18 protein-coding genes are annotated in these 20,600 nt (G+C 61.6%); 8 read left to right on the top strand and 10 right to left on the bottom strand.

What is annotated here, in order from left to right:
- Positions 1–7 precede the first annotated feature (7 nt).
- The 4 genes from H3L91_RS04130 (at position 8) to H3L91_RS04115 (ending at position 2,782) form a co-directional block, all read left to right on the top strand.
- On the top strand, positions 8–424 hold the full coding sequence (locus H3L91_RS04130; protein WP_040659419.1) for a nuclear transport factor 2 family protein: 417 nt from the start codon (positions 8–10) through the stop codon (positions 422–424).
- A gap of 34 nt (positions 425–458) precedes the next feature.
- Complete coding sequence (locus H3L91_RS04125; RefSeq protein WP_007342278.1) at positions 459–1,115, top strand: hypothetical protein; 657 nt, start codon at positions 459–461, stop codon at positions 1,113–1,115.
- Between the two features lie 16 nt (positions 1,116–1,131).
- Complete coding sequence (locus H3L91_RS04120; RefSeq protein ID WP_007342277.1) at positions 1,132–1,389, top strand: GNAT family N-acetyltransferase; 258 nt, start codon at positions 1,132–1,134, stop codon at positions 1,387–1,389.
- A gap of 136 nt (positions 1,390–1,525) precedes the next feature.
- Entirely contained in the window at positions 1,526–2,782 is a 1,257-nt protein-coding gene (locus tag H3L91_RS04115; RefSeq protein ID WP_007342276.1) for a capsule polysaccharide biogenesis protein, read from the top strand.
- Positions 2,783–3,063: 281 nt separating this feature from the next.
- Here H3L91_RS04115 and trpD read toward each other — a convergent pair whose 3' ends face one another.
- Positions 3,064–4,092: an anthranilate phosphoribosyltransferase gene (gene trpD, locus H3L91_RS04110; RefSeq protein WP_040659417.1), complete on the bottom strand. Its 1,029-nt coding sequence runs from the start codon at positions 4,090–4,092 to the stop codon at positions 3,064–3,066.
- A gap of 236 nt (positions 4,093–4,328) precedes the next feature.
- On the bottom strand, positions 4,329–4,688 hold the full coding sequence (locus tag H3L91_RS04105) for a helix-turn-helix domain-containing protein (protein ID WP_007342274.1): 360 nt from the start codon (positions 4,686–4,688) through the stop codon (positions 4,329–4,331).
- A 392-nt stretch (positions 4,689–5,080) separates the two neighbouring features.
- On the opposite strand from H3L91_RS04105, the gene H3L91_RS04100 reads away from it, so the two are divergent.
- A complete protein-coding gene (locus H3L91_RS04100; RefSeq protein ID WP_040658779.1) occupies positions 5,081–6,718 on the top strand; it encodes an NAD-dependent malic enzyme in 1,638 nt (545 codons plus the stop codon).
- Positions 6,719–6,820: 102 nt separating this feature from the next.
- Here H3L91_RS04100 and rarD read toward each other — a convergent pair whose 3' ends face one another.
- From rarD to H3L91_RS04085, 3 genes are all read right to left on the bottom strand, one after another.
- Positions 6,821–7,729, bottom strand: coding sequence for an EamA family transporter RarD (rarD, locus tag H3L91_RS04095; protein WP_007342271.1), 909 nt, complete (start codon positions 7,727–7,729; stop codon positions 6,821–6,823).
- Between the two features lie 266 nt (positions 7,730–7,995).
- Positions 7,996–10,683, bottom strand: coding sequence for a bifunctional [glutamate--ammonia ligase]-adenylyl-L-tyrosine phosphorylase/[glutamate--ammonia-ligase] adenylyltransferase (gene glnE / locus H3L91_RS04090; protein WP_007342269.1), 2,688 nt, complete (start codon positions 10,681–10,683; stop codon positions 7,996–7,998).
- Positions 10,684–10,833: 150 nt separating this feature from the next.
- Positions 10,834–11,637, bottom strand: a complete 804-nt coding sequence (locus H3L91_RS04085; protein ID WP_040658777.1) for a DNA ligase — start codon at positions 11,635–11,637, stop codon at positions 10,834–10,836.
- A 104-nt stretch (positions 11,638–11,741) separates the two neighbouring features.
- Between H3L91_RS04085 and H3L91_RS04080 the strand changes: the two genes are divergently transcribed.
- Positions 11,742–12,377: an MBL fold metallo-hydrolase gene (locus H3L91_RS04080; protein WP_040659415.1), complete on the top strand. Its 636-nt coding sequence runs from the start codon at positions 11,742–11,744 to the stop codon at positions 12,375–12,377.
- A 304-nt stretch (positions 12,378–12,681) separates the two neighbouring features.
- Here H3L91_RS04080 and leuC read toward each other — a convergent pair whose 3' ends face one another.
- Together leuC and H3L91_RS04070 are read right to left on the bottom strand one after the other, a co-directional pair.
- Positions 12,682–14,097 (bottom strand): 3-isopropylmalate dehydratase large subunit, encoded by a 1,416-nt coding sequence (gene leuC, locus H3L91_RS04075; protein ID WP_040658776.1) that lies wholly within the window; start codon positions 14,095–14,097, stop codon positions 12,682–12,684.
- Positions 14,098–14,296: 199 nt separating this feature from the next.
- On the bottom strand, positions 14,297–15,199 hold the full coding sequence (locus H3L91_RS04070; RefSeq protein ID WP_040658774.1) for a BPSS1780 family membrane protein: 903 nt from the start codon (positions 15,197–15,199) through the stop codon (positions 14,297–14,299).
- A gap of 356 nt (positions 15,200–15,555) precedes the next feature.
- On the opposite strand from H3L91_RS04070, the gene ppx reads away from it, so the two are divergent.
- Both ppx and H3L91_RS04060 read left to right on the top strand, forming a co-directional pair.
- On the top strand, positions 15,556–17,061 hold the full coding sequence (gene ppx, locus H3L91_RS04065; protein WP_007342262.1) for an exopolyphosphatase: 1,506 nt from the start codon (positions 15,556–15,558) through the stop codon (positions 17,059–17,061).
- A 58-nt stretch (positions 17,062–17,119) separates the two neighbouring features.
- A complete protein-coding gene (locus H3L91_RS04060) occupies positions 17,120–17,812 on the top strand; it encodes a DUF6348 family protein (RefSeq protein WP_040658772.1) in 693 nt (230 codons plus the stop codon).
- Between the two features lie 639 nt (positions 17,813–18,451).
- Here the strand turns inward: H3L91_RS04060 and accC are convergent.
- From accC to accB, 3 genes are all read right to left on the bottom strand, one after another.
- Positions 18,452–19,819, bottom strand: coding sequence for an acetyl-CoA carboxylase biotin carboxylase subunit (accC, locus tag H3L91_RS04055; protein ID WP_007342260.1), 1,368 nt, complete (start codon positions 19,817–19,819; stop codon positions 18,452–18,454).
- Between the two features lie 57 nt (positions 19,820–19,876).
- Positions 19,877–20,065, bottom strand: a complete 189-nt coding sequence (locus H3L91_RS04050) for a YqaE/Pmp3 family membrane protein (protein WP_007342259.1) — start codon at positions 20,063–20,065, stop codon at positions 19,877–19,879.
- Between the two features lie 69 nt (positions 20,066–20,134).
- Positions 20,135–20,593, bottom strand: coding sequence for an acetyl-CoA carboxylase biotin carboxyl carrier protein (gene accB / locus H3L91_RS04045; protein ID WP_007342258.1), 459 nt, complete (start codon positions 20,591–20,593; stop codon positions 20,135–20,137).
- Between the last annotated feature and the right edge of the window lie 7 nt (positions 20,594–20,600).

Raw genomic sequence — 20,600 nt, 5'->3', positions numbered from 1 at the left:
GCAAAAAATGAACCACTTCGAGCGCATCTACCGCGACTGGCACGAACACGCCAAAAACCGCGACACCGCCCGCCTCATCGCCCTCTACGCCGACGACGCCACCCTCGAAAGCCCCCTCGTCCCCGTCATCCTCAACCGCGCAAGCGGCGTGCTGCGCGGCAAAGCCGAAATTCTCGCCTTCCTCGAAGAAGGCACCCGCCGCCGCCCCAACGAACTCGTGCGCTGGCACCGCGAAGACGGCCGCTTCCTCGCCTCGGGCGACACCCTCGTGTGGGAATACCCGCGCACCACCCCCGCAGGCGAACAAATCGACATCCTCGAACTCATGCAGCTTTCAGACGGCCTCATCGCACAGCACCGCATCTACTGGGGCTGGTTCGGCACACAAATGCTGATTGCCAACGCCGCCAAACAGGCCGTCTGAAAGCACAGCCAAAACACCACCCAAAGGACATACCATGAACAAAACCCTCCCGCTCCTGCTCCTCATCGCCGCCGCGCCCGCCGCCGCCATCAGCCCGCCGGCGCAAACCCAAATCACCTGCCCCGTCGGCGGCGAAGAATTTTGGGCAACCATGCACGACAGCGCGCCCGAATACCAAATCTGCCCCGGCAACAAACTGGTGTTCAAAACCGCCAAATACGGCAAATTCACCCCCGATGAGCTGGCGCGCTACCAAAAAATCATCAGCAGCAAAGCCTACCGCAGCCTGCCCGCAAACGCCGATCTGGAAGTTTACCTGCCCGTGTTCGCCGAACAATCCGGCCAATACAGCCCCGCCGCCGTCGGCTGGCTCTACTTCCTCGCCGCCAACGGCAACCGCGACCTGAGCCCCGCCGTCCGCAAACGCCTGAGTACCCAAGCGTTTTCCTTCCTGAACAAAGCCATGCGCGAAACAAACAGCCCGTCCGACAAACAGTCCGCCCAATACGCCCTGGCCGGCATGTACCGCATCAGCGGCGACTTCGCCCGCGCCGAAACCCTGCTGCGCCAACTCTTGCAGCAAAACCTCGCCCCCGCCGACCGCGCCGCCGCCCAATACGTTCTGGAATCCGTGCGCCTCAAGGACAGCGGCCACATCCCGCCCGCGTTCCACCGCCCGCAAATGCCCTGAACCCAAAGGAAAAACCATGACAAACACCCCCAAAATCACCCACCTCCCCGACCGCCGCCGCTTCCAAATCGACATCGGCGGCCTCGAAGCCGGCCACATCGCCTACGAAGAACAAAACGGCACATGGAACGTCGTCCACACCGAAGTCTCCCCCAGCTTCCGCAGCCAGGGCATCGCCAAAATGCTGGTGGACGCGCTGATGGCGCACGCCGCCGCCCACAACATCCCGCTCACCGCCGAATGCGACTACGCCGCCCGCTTCATCGAAAAATAACCCCGCCCCATTTATCGCCCGTTTGCCGCATTTCGCGCGACAAACGGGCGCAAAACTTGGAAAACGGCAGAATTTCTGCTTAAATGCCGCCTGCTTGCGACCACAAACCTCCCACCCCGCCCGCCGCGCATCCCCTATGAAACCCATCCCCTCCAACCTGGAAAAACTCGCCCGCCGCCGGCGCGTTTTACTATTGCAAGGCCCCGTCGGCCCCTTCTTCCGCCACCTTGCCGCCTGGCTGGAACAAAGACAGAGCCAAGTCTTCAAAATCAACTTCAACGGCGGCGACCGCGCCTACTACCCGCCCGACGCCACCGGCCGCGTACACGACTACGGCGGCACGCCCGAAGCCTTCCCCGAATACCTCGACACCTTCGTCCAAACACACAAAATCGACGCCGTCGCCTGCTTCGGCGACCACCGCCCCTACCACCGCGCCGCCAAACAAGTCTGCGCCCGCCGCAAAATCCGCTTCTGGGCCTTCGAAGAAGGCTATTTCCGCCCCCATTTCATCACCCTCGAAGAAAGCGGCGTCAACGCCTGCTCCCCCCTGCCGCGCGAAGGCGGCTTCTTCCTGAAAAACTACCCCAAACTCGCCCTGCAAAAATACACCGCCCCCGCCCCCGTGCCCGACGGCTTCTGGCCGCGCGCCAAACGCGCCATGTGGTACTACGCCGCCGCCAACCTCACCTGCCGCCGCTACCCCGGCTACCGCCACCACCGCCACATCAACATCGGCCACTACATCGCCCTGTGGGTCAAAAGCGGCATCAAACGCGCCGGCTACGCCCTTGCCGACCGCCGCTTCGCCCAGCAAGTGCGCAGCGGACGCTTCGGACGCTTCTTCATCGTCCCCCTGCAAGTATTCAACGACAGCCAAGTGCGCGTGCACAGCGACTACGACGTGCGCGACTTCCTGCTGCACGTCCTCGCCTCCTTCGCCGAGCACGCCCCCGAAAACACCACCCTCATCGTCAAACACCACCCGATGGACCGGGGCTTCACCGACTACCGCCGCGACATCCGCGCCTTCCTCGCCACCCGCCCCGAGCTGGCCGGCCGCGTCTTTTACGTCCACGACGTCCCCCTGCCCGTCTTCCTGCGCCACGGCGCGGGCATGGTAACCCTCAACAGCACCAGCGGCCTCTCCGCCCTCATCCACAACATGCCCGTCAAACTCCTCGGCCGCGCCCACTACGACATCCCCGGCCTCACCTCCCAGCAGGAACTGGCCGACTTCTGGCACGCCCCCGCCAAACCCGACGCCAAACTCTTCAACGCCTACCGCATGTACCACATCAACATCACCCAGATAAACGGCAGCTTTTACAGCTGCGTCAACCTCCCCCCGCACCCCCAAAAAACCCGCCGCGCAGGCCGCAAACACAAATAAGGCCGTCTGAAAAACACTTTTCAGACGGCCTCAAACATAGAAAAAGCGTGCCGCCGGATTTGCGCCGCTGATGTAGGGTGTGTCGCCCCGAGGCGACGCACGCGGTTTTCTGCTGTACAGCCAATCCGATCGTTTACCCACAATCCCGAAACCGCGTGCGTGGCTGCACCACCCTGCCTGAACGGCAGAGGCCGTCTGAAAAACTATTTTCAGACGGCCTCTGCCGTTTAAACCATCAAACCCACGCCTTGCGCGGCAAACGGGTGCGGCCTGCCCTGTTGTCAGGCAAAGCGTTTGCCGAAGGCGAGGAATTCTGCCAGTTTGGCACGCGCCCTGCCCGAATCAACGGCTGCGCGCGCCGCCGCAACTCCTTCGGCCATGTCCGGCACGACGTTACCCGCATACAGCGTGGCGGCGGCGTTCAGAAGCACGATGTCGCGTGCCGCACCGTGTCGTCCGTCGAGCACTTCCTTGATTTTTTGCAGGGATTCCGCGCTGCCGGACACTTTGATGTCGTCGAGGCTGCGGCGTGTTTCGATGCCGAAATCGGCGGGGTTGAGCTCGTATTCGCGGATCGCGCCGTCTTTGAGTTCGGCCACGCGCGTGCTGCCGGTGAGGGTGATTTCGTCCAAGCCGTCCGCGCCGCAAACCACGAGCACATGGCGCGAGCCCAGCTGCTGCAACACGCGCGAGAGGATGCCGCAGAGGTCGGGATGGAACACGCCCAACACCTGATTCGGCGCACCGGCGGGGTTGGTGAGCGGGCCGAGGATGTTGAATATGCTGCGGAATCCGAGCGCGCGGCGCACGGGGGCGACGTGGCGCATCGCGCTGTGGTGGTTTTGCGCGAACATGAAGCCGGTGCCGGTTTCTTCGATGCTTTGCGCGATTTGTCCGGGGGTGAGGGCGAGGTTCGCGCCCATTTGTTCGAGCACGTCGGCCGCGCCGCTGGACGAGGACACGGAGCGGCCGCCGTGTTTGGCCACTTTCGCGCCCGCCGCTGCGGCGACAAACATGGCGGCGGTGGAAATATTGAAGGTTTTCGCGCCGTCGCCGCCCGTGCCGACCACATCTACCAGCCCTTCGGCGTTTTTCACCGGCACTTTGGCGGCAAACTCGCGCATCACGGCGGCGGCGGCGGTGATTTCCGAGACGGTTTCCACTTTGATGCGCAGGCCGGTCATGATGGCGGCGATTTGCTCGGGGGCGACTTGGCCGCTCATGATTTGGCGCATCAGGTCGGTCATTTCGTCGTAAAAAAGTTCGTTGTTGCTGATGAGGCGTTCGATGGCCTGCTGGGGGGTGATCATGGCGGTTTCCTTTGGTCGTTTGGCGGATGCGCCCGTCTGCGCGGGGGCGGCTGTAAAACGGGCGGGATTATAGCGCAGGGGCGGCGGAAATCTGTTTTTCAGACGGCCTCTATATATAAGGAGTTTGATGTAGCAAAACCGCGTGCGCGGCTGCGCCACACGCTCTACCCAGCGGCAGAGGCCGTCTGAAAACCGAAGTCCGGTTTTTCAGACGGCCTTTTTCCTGCCGTGCCGGCTCAAACCGCCGGCGCCGCGCCCTGTTTCAACCTGCTGCCGAAGCGTTCGAGAAAATGCAGCATGAGCTGGCGGTCGGTTTTGGCCAAATCGGAGATCAGCAAGTGGATTTTGTGGGTTTTGTCAAAAAGGCGAGGGCTGGATTCGGCCAGCAGGTCGGCGGCGGTGCATTGGAAGATTTCGGCCAGTTCGACCAGACGCACCACGTTGGGCATGATCAGGCCGCGCTCCATGCGGGAGACGGCTTCGTTACCGATTTGCAGGATTTCGGCCACCTGCTCTTGGGTGAGGCCGCGCTCCTGGCGGTATTTGGCGATGGCTTTGCCGATGCGTTTGTTGATTTCGCTGTGGTTCAGGTTCATTTTTCCGTATCCGGTTGGTATTAAAAGGTTGGATATTCGCCTTTTCATACCGAACGGTTAAGGACTTTTAAATAGGGTAAACCAACCTTTCAATACGGATAAACTGTGTAGAATGCGCCGCACGGCTATTAGGGTCTGTTGACAATCAACATTTTGGCGGCTTTTACGCCCTAAAACGGCATCTGCCGCGTTGAAAATACCCGCAATAGACGGCATAGGCTCGCATTTGCGCCTTGCATCTGCCGTTTTATGACGCAAAATCCGCTGCAAAAGTCGAATGCCAACAGACCCCGGTAATCATTCCCGAAAGCGAAAAGGCCGTCTGCAACAGCAGCAGCCGCTGGTTTGGTTTTCAGGCTGCCTTCGTTCCCATCCCGTTCAGGAGACACGCTATGAGCAACACCCCCGCAATCATGCAGAACCCCTTAACCAACAAGGGTACCGCCTTTACACTGGAAGAGCGCGAACGCTACGGCCTCACCGGTCGCCTGCCCGCCGCCGTGGAAACCCTCGACCAGCAGGCTGCGCGCGCCTACTGCCAGTTTTCGTCTTACGAAAAAGACATGGAAAAATATATCTTTCTCGACCAGCTCCACAACCGCAACGAAACGCTCTACTACCGCCTGCTTACCGACCATCTGGCCGAAATGCTGCCGATTGTGTACGACCCCACCGTTGGCGAAGCCATCAAGAAATGGAGCCGCGACTACCGTCGTTCGCGCGCCGTGTATCTTGACGTGAACCGCCCCGAAGCCGTCCGCGCTTCGTTTGAAACGCTGGGCTTGGGCGCGGACGACGTTGACCTGATTGTGGTTTCCGACGCGGAAGAAATCCTCGGCATCGGCGACTGGGGCGTGAACGGCACCGATATTTCCATCGGCAAACTCGCCGTTTACACCGCCGCCGCAGGCATCGATCCCGCCCGCGCCATTGCCGTCAACCTCGATGTCGGCACCGACAACGAAGCCCTCCTGAACGACCCCGCCTACCTCGGCAACCGCCACGCCCGCGTGCGCGGCGAATGCTACGACGCGCTCATCAAAACCTACCTGCAAACCGCATCCGAACTCTTCCCCAACGCGCTGTTGCACTTTGAAGACTTCGGCCCGTCCAACGCCCGCCGCATCCTCGTGGAAAACCGCGACCGATACCGCATTTTCAACGACGACATGCAGGGTACCGGCGCGATTGTCATGGCCGCCGTATTCTCCGGCCTGAAAGTTACCAAGCAAACCTTTGCCGAACAACGACTTGCCGTGTACGGCGCAGGCACGGCAGGCACCGGTATGGCCGACCAGATCAGCGCGGCGATGGAGCGCGACGGCCTCTCGCGCGAAGAAGCCAAAAAACGCGTCTGGCTTATCGACATCAACGGCCTGGTTACCGACGACATGCCCGATCTGCCCGACTACCAGCGGGAATACGCCCGCCCCGCCGCCGAAGTGGCGGACTGGGCACGCAAAGACGGCAAAATCGGCCTGCTCGAAGTGGTGAAACAAGTCAAACCCACCATCCTTATCGGCACCTCCACCGACCACGGCGCGTTTACCGAAGAAGTGGTCAAAGCCCTCGCCGCAGGCGTGGAACGCCCGATTCTGCTGCCGCTGTCCAACCCCACCGAAAAAATCGAAGTCATGCCCGCCGACGCGGTTGAATGGACGGACGGCAAGGCTTTGATTTCCATCGGCATCCCCGTGCCGCCCGTATCCTATAAAGGCGTGGACTACCACATCGGCCAGGCCAACAACGCCATGCTCTACCCCGGCCTCGGGCTGGGCGTGATCGTTTCCGGCGCGAAACAGGTAACCGACGGCATGCTGCTGGCCGCCGCCGAAGCCGTCGCCTCGCAGGTCAACCCGCAGGATTTGGGCGCGTCGCTGCTGCCGCCCGTGGACAACCTGCGCGCCTCCTCCGCCACCGTTGCCGTCGCCGTCGCCAAGCAGGCTGCCAAAGACGGCGTGGCGGCGAAGCAGCCTGAAAACCGGGTGCAGGCCGTGCAGGACGCGATGTGGCAGCCGGTTTACAGATAAGGCCGTCTGAAAGCCGGCCGAAAATGCCGGACAGATACATACCATAAGCGTCAGGCCGTCTGAAAACGGTTTTCCGGTTTTCAGACGGCCTCTTTGCCATATTCAGACGGCCGCCCTGCCCTGCCGCCACATGCCGCCCAGAAACACCGCCACGCCGAGCCACACCAGCGCATAGCCCGCCAGACGGCTGCCGTCCAGCGTTTCGCCGAACAGCACCAGCCCCAGCAGCAGCTGGATGGTGGGCGAGAAATATTGCAGGATGCCCAGCAGCGACAGCGGGATGCGTTTCGCCCCCGCCGCGAACATCAAAAGCGGCAGCGTGGTGGCCGCGCCCGAGCCGAGCAGCACCGCGTTTTGCAGCGCGTTCAGGCTGCCGAAGCCGGCCAGCGTGCCGCTGTGCGCGCACCAGGCCAGATAGGCGGCGGCCAAAGGCAGCAGCAGGAAGGTTTCCAAAGCCAGCCCGGGCAGCGCGTCCAGCGGCGCGAGTTTGCGGATCAGGCCATAGCAGCCGAAACTGCCCGCCAGCAGCAGCGCGATCCACGGCACCTGCCCCGCCGGCACCGCCAGCCACAAAATGCCCGAGAGCGCGAGCGCAATCGCCGCCCACTGCGCCGCGCCCAGCCGCTCTTTGAGCACCACGAAGCCGAGAAACACGTTGAACAGCGGGTTGATAAAGTAACCCAGGCTGGCATCGAGCACATGGCCGTTGGCAATCGCCCACAGGTACACCAGCCAGTTCACGCCGATGAGAAACGATGAAGCGGCAAAGGCCGCCAGCAGGCGCGGGCGGCGCAGCACCGCCAGCACCGCGCCGCCCTGCCGGTAGCACAGCAGCAGCACCAGTGCGAACACCGCCGACCAGACCACGCGCTGCGCGAGCATCTGTTCGGCGGGCATCGCGCCTTTGAGCGGAAACCAGTAAAGCGGAAACAGCCCCCACACCGCATAGCAGCCCAGCGCGTAACGCAGGCCGCGACGGCATTCGGCGCCAGAATCGGGCGTGTGGTTCATAGTGGCTCCAAAAAAGCACGGATGGTACGCCTGCCAAAGGGGCGCGGCAAGGCGGAGAGGCCGTCCCCACCTACGCGGGGATGACGTTTCTGAAAAGCAGGTTCGCGCTTTTTTCAGACGGCCTCTGCCGTTGCAGGGTGTGTGGCGCAAGCCACTCACGCGGTTTTTGGGGTTTTGCATCATGGCAGGCATCCGTAATGCGGCAGAAACCGCGTGCGTCGCCTCGGGGCGACACACCCTACGTTGGGCATGGGCGGATTTGGTTTTCAGACGGCCTCTTCGTCCCACGCGCTGCCGAAGGTTTGCCGCCACAGGGTGCGTACGGCGGCGTAGTGCGGGGCGGTGCCGCTGTGGTTTTGCGCGGTGTCTTGGTCGTGCAGGGTGGCGGCGTGTTGTCGGGCGCGGAAGTGGCGGTAGGCGGCGCGGGCGGCTTCGGCGGCGGCGGGGTCGGCGAGGCCGTGGGCGGCGGCGGTGGCCAGGAGGGCGATGTTGCCGTAGTTGTCCAAAAGGTCGGGCAGGCGGCGGGCGTGGGCGAGGATGAGGTATTGGACGGTGAATTCGACATCGACGATGCCGCCGCAGGCGTATTTGACGTCTTCTTCGCGCGGGGGGTGGGCGGCGGCGATTTTCCGGCGCATGGCGGCGATTTCGTATTTGAGGGTTTCGGGGTCGCGTTCGCGGGTGAGGATTTCGGCGCGGATGCGGTCGAAGGCCGTCTGAATTTGGCCGCTGCCGCAGACGAAGCGGGCGCGGGTGAGGGCTTGGTGCTCCCACGTCCAGGCGTTTTCGCGCTGGTATTTTTCAAACGCCTGCACGGAATGGGCGGGGAAGCCGCTGTCGCCGTTGGGGCGCAGGCGCAGATCCACTTGGTAGAGTGTGCCCGCGCCGGTGGCGGCAGTGAGCCAGTTGGTGAGGCGGTTGGCGAGGCGGCCGTAGATTTGGGAGGCTTCGGGGTGGGGGTCGTCGTAGAGGTAGACGAGGTCGAGGTCGGAGGTGTAGGCGAGTTCTTTGCCGCCGAGTTTGCCGTAGCCGATAACGGCGAATGCGGGGGTGTCGCGGTGTTTTTTCGGCATTTCGCGCCAGGCGTGTTCGAGGGCGGCGGCGAGGATGATGTCGGCCAGCGCGGAGAGTTGGTCGGAGAGGGTTTCCACGCTCCACAGGCCGGCCAGATCCTGCACGGCGAGGCGGAAGACATGGGCGTGGCGGAAGCGGCGCAGGGTGTCGGTTTTGGCTTCGGTGCCGTCGCAGGCTTCGAGTTCGGCGGCGAGGGCGGCGGCCTGCTGCGGCCAGTCGGGGCGGGTGTGGGCAAGCTGCGCGCTGAGCAGTTCGTCGAGCAGGGCGGGATGGCGGCGCAGGTAGTCGGCCATCCACGCGCTCTGCCCCATCAGGCGGGCGACGCGGGAGAGTTCGTTGGGGTATTCGAGCAGGAAGGCGAGGTAGGAGGGGCGGCGGCTGACGGCTTCGATGAAGTCGGTGAGGCGGAACAGGGTGTCGGTGGGGCGCGGGCATTCGGCGGCGGCTTCGGCCAGGCGGGGGACGAGGGCGTCGAAGCGCGGCTGGCTCTGCGGCGAGAGGCTGCGGTAGCGGCTGCTTTGGGCGAGTGTTTTCAGACGGCCTGACACGGCCTGCGCGTCGAATCCGGCTTGGGCAAGCTGCCGTCCGGTTTCTTCGGAAAAGCCCTGCTGCGGCTGCGGCCAGAGGGCGGCGAAGCGGGCGGCGGGGGCTTCTTCTGGCGCGGCGAGGATGTTTTCAAACTCGGCGGACACGGCGGCGCGGTGGGCGTTGAGGCCGTCTGAAAAGGCGGCATAATCCGCAAAAACCATGCTCTCGGCCAAAAGCTGCCGCTGTTCGGGGTTGTGCGGCAGGGTTTGCGTTTGTTGGTCGTCCCAGTATTGCAGGCGGTGTTCGACATCGCGCAAAAAGCGGTAGGCCGCCAGCAGCGTTTTTACGCTTTCAGACGGCATCACGCCCAGTTCGGCGAGTTTGTGCAGCGTTTCCTGCGTGCCTTTCAGTTGCAGCGCGCGCATCTGGCCGCCGCGTATCATTTGGAAAATCTGCGCGACAAATTCTATTTCGCGGATGCCGCCCGCGCCGAGTTTGATGTTGTCTTCCATGCCCTTGCGGCCGACTTCGGCGCGGATTTGGCGGTGCAGCGCGCGCATTGCGTCGTATGCGCCGTAGTCGAGGTATTTGCGGAACACAAACGGGCGCACCAGCGGCGCAATGCCGTTTTCGTGCGGCGTTATCACGCGGCCTTTGCACCACGCATAGCGTTCCCACTCGCGCCCGTGGGCAGTAAGATATTGTTCCAGCGCGGTTTCGCTGCACACCAGTGCGCCCGAGTCGCCGTCGGGACGCAGCCGCATATCGACGCGGAACACCTGCCCGTCGGCGGTGGTGTCGTTCAACAGCGCAATCAGCTTGCGGCCGACTTTGGTAAAAAACTCCTGATTGTCGCACGGCCGCCGCCCGTCGGTTTCGCCCGCTTCGGGATAGACGAAAATCAAATCGATGTCGGAGGATACGTTTAATTCATAACCGCCCGCCTTGCCCATCGCCACCACGCTCAAATACTGCGCCTGCCCCGTGTAGCGGCCGCGCGGCGTGCCGTAGAGGCTGCGGTAATAAGCGTCGGCAAAAGAGAGCGCGGTATTGACGGCAAAATCGGCAAACAGCGTAATCGTGCGGGTAACTTCGTTCAAACCGCTGATACGGTTCAAATCGCGCACCATAATCTGCGCCACCACATAACGGCGCAACACGCGCAACTGCCGCGAAAGCTCCACCTCGTCCTGCGCCGCCAAAATGCCCGCCCAGTCGGCGAAGTTTTGAAAATCCGCTTCGGTGAGAACCTTGTCGGCCAAGGGCTGCAAAACGGTCAAATCAATCCTGCCGCCGTCAATCAGGCGGGCGAGAAACGGGGAAAAACGGCGGGCATGGTCGATGGCGTTCATGGCGGGAGGCTTTCGGGAAAACGGCGGGATAGGGATTATAAGGAAAAGGCCGTCTGAAACCCATGCCGAACCTGACGTAGGCTGTGTCGCCCAAGCGACGCACTCGGTTTCCGCCGAGTAGAGGCCGTCTGAAAAACAACGCGGCGCGTTTTATTCTTTGCGCACGCGCATAAAGGTGGCGAAGCGCGGCAGCCCTTTTTGCGTGAAACCGCGATAACGGTAGGTAACGGTTGCGCCCACGGGCGGCGGGTTGGCGCGGTCGGCGTCTTTGAAGCCGCTGCCGATTTTGAATTCGCCCGCCGCGTTGCGGCAGCCGAGCGAGCCGAGTTTGCCCGCATATTTCCCTTTTCCTTCATAATGTTGCGTTACCGTGCATTCGGCGTCCTGCTGCGGTTTCAGTTTCAGGTACGCGCTGCTGCGGCCGGCGGCATAGGCCGCCTGCGGGTTGCGCAGCACCACGCCTTCGCCGCCCGCTGCGACGATTTTGTCCATCATCGCGCGCGCCTCGGCAATGTTTTGCACCGGCGTCTGCCGGACAACGGCAATATTGGCCGGATGGGTTTTCAGACGGCCTTCAATCACCGCCAGCCGTTCATACAGGTTTCCCTTTGCCTGCGGCACGTCGAAAACATGCAGTTTTATCCCCCGCCAGTCGCCCGAGGCCGAACGCACGGCGGCAGAAATCTGCTCGAACTGCCCGCGCGCGGAATACAGTTCGCCGTCCAGCGGATAGGGCGGGAAGTTTTTGGTAAAACCCGGCGGCGGGTTGAAGGCGTAGCCCTGGCGGCTGACGAGTTTTTTGCCGTCCCAATAGGCGCGCACACCGTCCAGCTTCTCGCTGGCCGCCCAGCCGGCAACGTTTTGGCCTTTGTATTCCTCGGCCAGCATCAGCGCGGGCGCGGCATAGGCGGCGGACATAATGGGGAAAAGCCCACAAAAAATAAGGTTTTTCATCGCAAAGGCTTCCAAGTCATTGGTTTTCCCATGATTATCACATATAATTCAGCATATTGCATAACAAGCCGCTGCGGGCTGAAAACAAAAATCCAAGGAAAACAATGTCGCTACATGTCGAAATCATCCCGGTTACCCTGTTCCGCCAAAACTGCACGCTGATGTGGGACGACGAAACCAACGAAGCCGTTTTCACCGATGTCGGCGGCAAAGTGCCGCAGCTGATGGAGGAAGCGGAAAAACGCGGCCTCACCGTCAAAGCCGTCTGGCTCACCCACGGGCATCTCGACCACGTCAGCGGCGTATCCGAACTCACCGCCCTGCGCCCCGACCTCGAAGTGCTCGGCCCGCACGAAGCCGACCGCTTCCTGCTGGCCAACCTCGCCGAAATCACCAAACAATACGACTTCCCGCCCGCCAAACCGTTCATACCTACCCGCTGGTTGGAAGAAGGCGACACGCTCAGCGTGGGCAAATACCGCTTCCAAGTGCTGCACGTCCCCGGCCACACCCCCGGCCACATCGTGTTTTACTGCGCCGAAGCCGGTCTGCTGATCGCCGGCGACGTGATTTTCTACGAAAGCATCGGCCGCACCGATTTCGAGCGCAGCAACCACGACGATCTGATCAAAAACATCCGCGAAAAAATCTTCACCCTGCCCGACGACACCGAAATCATCACCGGCCACGGCCGCACCACCACCGTGGGCTACGAAAAGCAGCACAACCCGTATCTTTGAAACGGCAAGGCTGCATACGGAAAAGGCCGTCTGAAAACCCGTAAAACAGGTTTTCAGACGGCCTTCGGTTTGATGACAGAGTTTGAAAAACAAACAGTTGCGCCGGTAACACAAATGCGGTTTCCAAGGTAGGGTGTGTAGCGCAGCCACGCACGCGGTTTCAGGGTTTGCCGGAATCGCGGTGCAAAGATTTCAGACGGCCTAAACGCCAAAGAACGCATGCGCGGCTTGCGCCACATACCCGACACAATGAGGCCGTCTGAAAAACAGCTTTTCAGACGGCCTCATCACATTTTCATCCTGCTCAAACCATCGAGCGCACATCGACAAAATGTCCGCTCACCGCCGCCGCCGCCGCCATGGCGGGGCTGACAAGGTGGGTGCGGCCGCCGTTGCCCTGACGGCCTTCAAAATTGCGGTTGGAAGTGGAGGCGCAACGCTGGCCGGGGGTGAGCCGGTCGGCGTTCATCGCCAGACACATCGAGCAGCCCGGTTCGCGCCACTCGAAGCCCGCGTCGGTGAAGATTTTGTCCAAGCCCTCTGCTTCAGCCTGACGTTTCACCAAGCCCGAGCCGGGCACAATCAACACGCGCGAAACGTTGTCGGCTTTTTTGCGGCCTTTGGCCACGGCGGCGGCTTCGCGCAAATCTTCGATGCGGCTGTTGGTGCACGAGCCGATAAACACAATATCGACGGAGATTTCGGAGAGCGGCGTGCCCGCTTGCAAGCCCATGTATTCGAGGGCGCGTTCCATGCCGCTGCGTTTGACAGGGTCGGCCTCGTCGGCGGGATTGGGCACTTTGCCGCTGATGTCCAACACCATTTCGGGCGACGTGCCCCAAGTTACCTGCGGTTCGATGTCTTCGGCGCGGAATGTGTACACTTTGTCGAATTTCGCGCCTTCGTCGGACACCAGTGTGCGCCAGTATTCGACCGCTTTGTCCCACGCTTCGCCTTTGGGCGCAAAGGGTTTGCCTTTTACATAATCGATAGTGGTCTGATCCACCGCCACCATGCCCGAGCGCGCGCCCGCTTCAATCGCCATATTGCACAAGGTCATACGGCCTTCCATAGTCAGGCTGCGGATGGCTTCGCCGCCGAACTCGATGGCGTAGCCCGTGCCGCCGGCCGTGCCGATTTGGCCGATGATGTAGAGCGCCACGTCTTTGGCGGTTACATTGGCTTTCAGGCTGCCTTGCACTTCAATCAGCATGGACTTGGACTTTTTGGCGGTAATGCACTGCGTGGCCATCGTGTGTTCGACTTCGCTGGTGCCGATGCCGTGCGCCAATGCGCCGAACGCGCCGTGCGTGCTGGTGTGCGAATCGCCGCAGACGACGGTCATGCCGGGCAGCGTCGCGCCCTGTTCCGGCCCCATCACATGCACGATGCCCTGGCCTTGATCCATAAACGGGAAATAGGCGAGCGCACCGAATTCTTTGATGTTTTTGTCCAAAGTGTCCACTTGCAGCTTGGCAATCGGGTCTTGGATGCCTTTGTCCCAATCGCCGGTGGGGGTGTTGTGGTCGGCGGTGGAGACCACGCTGTCGATGCGCCAGAGTTTGCGCCCCGCCATTTTCAAGCCCTCAAAGGCTTGCGGGCTGGTAACTTCGTGCACCAGATGGCGGTCGATGTAGAGCAGCACCGTGCCGTCTTCTTCTTCGCGGACGACGTGGCTGTTCCAGAGTTTGTCGTAGAGGGTTTGCGCTGTGGTGTTCATGATTTTGTACTTGGTATTCAAGGGAAAACGGCGGCCATATTAGCGGCGAACGTGCCGCTGCGCAAGCAAAATGTCTAAAAATTTTTCATTTTGCAAAGCGATTCCCGTTTTTATGAAATTTTTTAGACCATTTGTCTAAAAAGGCCGTCTGAAAACATTTTCAGACGGCCTCGGTCATATATGGCAACGCAGCGGCGGATTAATTGTTCAACGGCGGATCGGTCCAAATGCTGCGGTAGGCGGTGTAGTAGCTGATCTGCGTAATGACGGTGGCGACCAGCCACAGAGGAATCATCAGCAACACCAGCAGCCCCACCACCGCCCCGCCGGTATCGCTGCCCAAGCCGGATACGCCGCCGGCAAACAGTACGGCCAGCAGCACGAACACCAGCCCCACCACGATGCCCGCGCCCAGCCACACCAGCGCGTTGACCACAAACGCGCCCATATTGCGCAGGCAGCCTTTGAAGCTCATCTTCATCGCCTCAAACGGCGGCACGTCGTGCAGCGTAATCAGCGCGGGCGCGAACCACACCATCATAACCAGCGGGATGACGAACAGCAGCATAATCAGCCCGAACAGCACCATCAGCAGCACAAAAGACATATCGGGTGCGCCGCTGTTTCTGATGGCGGCGGAAAACTCGTTCCAATCCATGCCTGCGGCGAAGACAGCCAACAGAATGCCTGCCACAATCACCGCCACAAACACAAACAGGATATACAGCAGCGTCAGAACCGCCAGCTCGTTGAATTTATATTTGAAACCGGAAAACAGATAGCCGAACTCCAGCTCGCCGCCCTCTTGCAGCGCGTCGCAGGAAAGCATAAAGCCGCCGACGAAAAACAGCGGCAGCAGATTGGCCACGATGCTGACAAACGGAATAAGCGACAAGGCCATCTGAATCAAAAACATCACAAACACCATCCCGATCCACAGCCACGGCCGCAGCATAAACATCCGCCACGCCCGCCCGATCCACGACGCGCCCTCGCCCCACGCCACCTTGCGCGGCTCGGCCAACAGGCGCGGCGGCTGCCGCACCGGCGGTGCGGACGGCGGCGGCGCGGATTGGAAAGAAGAAGGATCGTATTGGTTCATATGAAAAACTCCCTGTTTGCGGTTCGGATAAACAGCCGCGCCCGAAGCAGCGGCCGCAAGCGTAAAAATGATTGACGCATTTTAACCAAAACCCGCTGTTTGCGGGGTAAAATCTGCGGTGCAAGCGCGGCCAAGCGGTTCCGGCCGCCGAAGCCGCGCTTTCAGACTTTCAGACGGCCTAGGGCGACACACGCTACCTTAGGTTCGGCATGAATCGGATGGGAACAGGCCGTCTGAAAAGCGGATTTTGTTTTTTCAGACGGCTTCCTGTTCTGCCACAGCCCAAGGCCGTCTGAAATTGCGGTTTTCAGACGGCCTGTTTACAATGCCGCCTTTCGTTTTCCCAGCCCGCCGCCATGCACACACCCAACGCCCCGCAAATGCTCGCCTCCGTCGATCTGGGCTCCAACAGCTTCCGCCTGCAAATCTGCCAAAACCACGGCGGCCAGCTCCAAGCGGTCGATTCCATCAAAGAAATGGTGCGCTTCGCCGCCGGTTTGGACGACCAGAAAAACCTCGACCAGGCCTCCCAGCAGCGCGCCCTCGCCTGCCTGGCCAAATTCGGCGAACGATTGCGCGGCTTCACCCCCGAACAAGTCCGCGCCGTCGCCACCAACACCTTCCGCGTCGCCAAAAACATCGAATCGTTCATCCCCAAAGCCGAAGCCGCCCTCGGCTTTCCCATCGAAATCATCGCCGGCCGCGAAGAAGCCCGCCTCATCTACACCGGCGTCATCCACACCCTGCCGCCCAACGGCGACAAAATGCTGGTGGTTGACATCGGCGGCGGTTCCACCGAATTCGTCATCGGCTCGCAGGCGCAGCCCCAATGCACCGAAAGCCTGCCCCTGGGCTGCGTTACCTACACCATGCGCTTTTTCAAAAACAAAAACGGCGAAAAAGAATTCCAAGCGGCCATCACCGCCGCCCGTGCCGAAATCCAGCGCATCGCCCAGCACTACAAACGCACCGGCTGGGATTTCGCCGTCGGCACATCCGGCTCGGCCAAATCCATCCGCGACGTGCTCGCCGCCGAAACCGGCAACACCGCCGAAACCATCACCCGCGCCGGCATGGACAAACTCATCCGCCGCATCGCCGCCGCCGGCAGCGTCAAAAAAGCCCGCCTCGAAGGACTCAAACCCGAGCGCGTCGAAGTCTTCGCCGGCGGCCTCGCCGTCATGGCCGCCGTATTTGAAGAACTCGGCGTGCAAACCATGACCGTAACCGACGCAGCCCTGCGCGACGGCGTGTTCTACGACTTCATCGGCCGCAGCCTCAACGAAGACATGCGCGAACAAACCGTCGCCCTCTTCCAGCAGCGTTACCACGTCTCCCAAAGCCAGGCCGCCCGCGTCGCCCACACCGCCGCCCTCCTCCTCGAAAGCCTGTCGCAAAACGCCTCCGTGCACGAACTCAACCACTGGCGGCAATACCTGCGCTGGGCGGCGCAACTGCACGAAATCGGCATCGACATCGCCTACACCGCCTACCACAAACACACCGCCTACATCCTCGACCAGGCCGACATGCCCGGCTTCTCCCGCAAAGAACAGCAAATCCTCGCCGCCCTCACCCTCGGCCAGAGGGGCGATTTGCGCAAAGTCGCCGACACCATCGCCGCCGGCCCCATGATGTCGCACGCCCTCTTCGCCCTGCGCCTGGCCGTCCTCTTCAACCGTGCCCGCCTCCCCCTCACCCTCCCCCAATTCACCCAACTGCGCAGCCCCGACCCCAAAACCTACATCCTGCGCATCAGCGGCAAATGGCTGCAAGAAAACCCCCTCACCGCCGGCACGCTCGCCGATGAACGCGAACAATGGGCGAAAACCGGCATCCGCTTCGACATACAGGCCGTCTGAAAGCACAACTTCGGCGCAGCCAAAAACCAAATCAAACCGCCCCCGCAAAGGCCGCACCATGACCGACCAAACCCCCGACACCGACAACACCGAAAACACCGACTACACCCTCAACCAAATCCTCCACGCCGCCTTCACCGCCCACGGCCACCCCGTACGCGAAGAAAACGGCAAACTCATCCCCCGCCTCCAAACCCCCGCCGCCTTCGACACCCTCGCCTACGTCAGCCAACGCCACCCCAACGCCGTCATCACCCGCCTCGACGTCGAAACCACCCTCCCCGACGGCCGCCAACTCTACGAATCCTACGGCGACATCGGCCAAACCGTCGAAGAAGCCCTCAGCGGCAACTGGGAAAACTTCCAGGAAAGCGCGTTCCACACCCTCCTCAACGCCCTCGACGGCCGGCACGACACCGCCGAACACCGGACACTCGGCGGCACCCCCTTCCACATCCACACCGGCCCCGCCGTCATCAAATACGCCGGCGAAAAACCCGCCCTCCCCACCGACGCCCTCACCGCCGCCATCCGCGAAGCCCTGCACCGTATCCGCCCCGCCCCCGCCATCCACTTCGCCCGCTTCTATTACAGCCAGAGCGCAAACAACACCGACTGCGTCGAATTCATGCTCGACAACCAAAACCACTCCTTCGCCGAACAAGCCCTCGCCCGCCTGCCCTGGCCGCAGCGCGAACACTTTTACAGCCTGCGCCAATTCCTCGTCCTCATCCCGCAACAGGCCGTCTGAAAACGCAGCTTCGACGCAGCCAAAACCAGCTCCCAACAAAGCCGAAACACAACACACGTTCCTGCCATGCGGCGCACACGGTTTGCCCGATCAAAACGAAAGGCCGTCTGAAAATCCGTAAACAGATTTTTGGCTGCGCCGAAGCCGCGCTTTCAGACGGCCTATGCCGCTGGGGTAGCGTGTGTCGCCCCAGCGACGCACGCATTCCCTGCCGTATAACGAATCCGCGCATTTCACCCAAAACCCAAACTGCGTGGGCGCAAAAGGCCGTCTGAAAAACATTACCTACCCATACCGAACCTATCGTAGGGTGTGTCGCCCCGAGGCGACGCACGCGGTCTCTGCTGCATCCCCAATCCGCGCTCTTCACCCAAAACCCAAACCGCGTGCGTGGTTGTGCCACACACCCTGCCTTGACAGCCGAATCCACCACCCCATGCCGATCCATCCGCAGGGTGTGTCGCCCCGAGGCAACGCACACGGTTTCTGCCATTGAAAGGCCGTCCCCGCCTACGCGGAAATGACGTTACTGAAAGCACAGCTTCAACGAAGTTAAAAGTCCGCTATCCAAACAGAAGGCCGTCTGAAAACCGCATCGTGGTTTTCAGACGGCCTGTTTTATGTCCGGTGTCGGACGGTTTATTTCTCTTTTACCAGCCGCTCTTTGCGCGCTTCCAGCCAGTGTTCGAGGTAGTGGATGCTCATGCCGCCTTCGCAGAAGCCGGGGTCGGCGAACAGGTCGCGGTGCAGCGGGGTGTTGGTTTTGATGCCGGTTATGGCCAGTTCGGCGAGGGCGACGCGCATTTTGGCGATGGCTTGTTCGCGGGTTTTGCCGTGGACGCAGATTTTGCCGATCAGGCTGTCGTAGTTCGGCGGGATGCGGTAGCCCTGGTAGATGTGGCTGTCGACGCGGATGCCGAAGCCGCCGGGCAGGTGGCAGCTTTCGATCAGGCCGGGGCTGGGGATGAAGTTGTAGGGGTCTTCGGCGTTGATGCGGCACTCGAAGGCGTGGCCTTCGAGGACGATGTCTTTTTGTTTGTATTGCAGTTTTTCGCCGGCGGCCACGCGCAGCTGCTCCTGCACGATGTCCACGCCGGAGATGAGTTCGGTTACGGGGTGTTCGACTTGGACGCGGGTGTTCATTTCGATGAAGAAAAACTCGCCGTCTTCGTAGAGGAATTCGAATGTGCCCGCGCCGCGATAGCCGATGCGTTTGCAGGCTTCGACGCAGGCTTTGCCGATTTTTTCGCGCTCTTTGGCGGTGATGCCGGGGGCGGGGGCTTCTTCGATGACTTTCTGGTGTCTGCGCTGCATGGAGCAGTCGCGCTCGCCCAGATAGATGGCGTTGCCGTGTTCGTCGGCGAGAACTTGGATTTCGACGTGGCGCGGTCGTTGCAGGTAACGTTCCATATAGACCATGGGGTTGCCGAAGGCCGCGCCGGCTTCGGCTTTGGTCATTTCGACGGATTTGATGAGGTCTTCTTTTTTCTCGACCACGCGCATACCGCGTCCGCCGCCGCCGCCGGAGGCTTTGATGATCACGGGGTAGCCCACTTTTTCGGCGGTTTTCAGGATGGCTTCGGGGTCGTCGGGCAGTGCGCCGTCGGAACCGGGCACGCAGGGCACGCCCGCTTCGAGCATGGCGTGTTTGGCGGACACTTTGTCGCCCATCAGGCGGATGGTGTCGGCGTGCGGGCCGATGAAGACGAAGCCGGACTGTTCGACCTGTTCGGCGAAGCTGGCGTTTTCGGCAAGAAAGCCGTAGCCGGGGTGGACGGCGTCCGCGCCGGTTACTTCGGCGGCGGCGATGATGGCGGGGATGTTCAGGTAGCTTTGCGGCGAGGGGGCGGGGCCGATGCAGACGGATTCGTCGGCCAGCTTGACATGGAGGCTGTCGCGATCGGCTTCGGAGTGGACGGCGACGGTGGCGATGCCCATTTCGCGGCAGGCGCGCAGGACGCGCAGGGCGATTTCGCCCCGGTTGGCGATTAAAACTTTTTTCAGCATGATGGTTTTCCTGTGTTGCGCGGCGGTTTTTCAGACGGCCTCAGCCGTTTTGCGGCCTCAACGGCCCAGCGCGTCGCGGATTTTCCGGTCGGTTTTGTACTGGCTCAGGGCATACACCGACCACAGGGCGGCGGGTATCCAGCCGATCAGGGTGAGTTGCAGAATCAGGCAGACGATGCCGGCGATGGGGCGGCCGATGGTGAAAAATTGCAGCCAGGGCAGGAAGATGGCGAGCAGCAGGCGCATGGCGGTTTCCTTGCGGTTCGGGAAAGGTTTCAGACGGCCTCTTTTGCAGCAGAGGCCGTCTGAAAAGATTTATTCGATGATGAAGAGCGGCTCTCCGTATTCGACGGGCGTGCCGTTTTCCACCAGGATTTCTTTGACCACGCCGGATTTTTCGGCTTCGATTTCGTTCATCAGCTTCATGGCTTCGATGATGCAGAGGGTGTCGCCGGCTTTGACGGTTTGGCCGACTTCGACGAAGGCCGGGCTGGTGGGGCTGGCGGCGCGGTAGAAGGTGCCGACCATCGGCGATTTCTGCGCGGCCGACAAATCGCGGGCAGCGGGGGCGGCAGGCACGGCGGGTGTCGCTGCGGCAGGCGCGGACGCGGCCGCAGCGGGTGCGGCGGCTTGGACGGGCGCGGGCGCGTACACGGGCTGAACGGCGGTGGCGCGGGTGATGCGCACTTTTTCTTCGCCTTCGGTTACTTCGATTTCGGCGATGCCGGATTCTTCAACCAGATCGATCAGTTTTTTGAGTTTGCGTAAATCCATTTCGGGT

This window comes from Neisseria bacilliformis, assembly GCF_014055025.1.
Taxonomy (GTDB): Bacteria; Pseudomonadota; Gammaproteobacteria; order Burkholderiales; family Neisseriaceae; genus Neisseria; species Neisseria bacilliformis.
The sequence above is the reverse complement of the archived record's forward strand: the minus strand, read 5'-3'. Positions and strand labels throughout refer to the sequence as shown.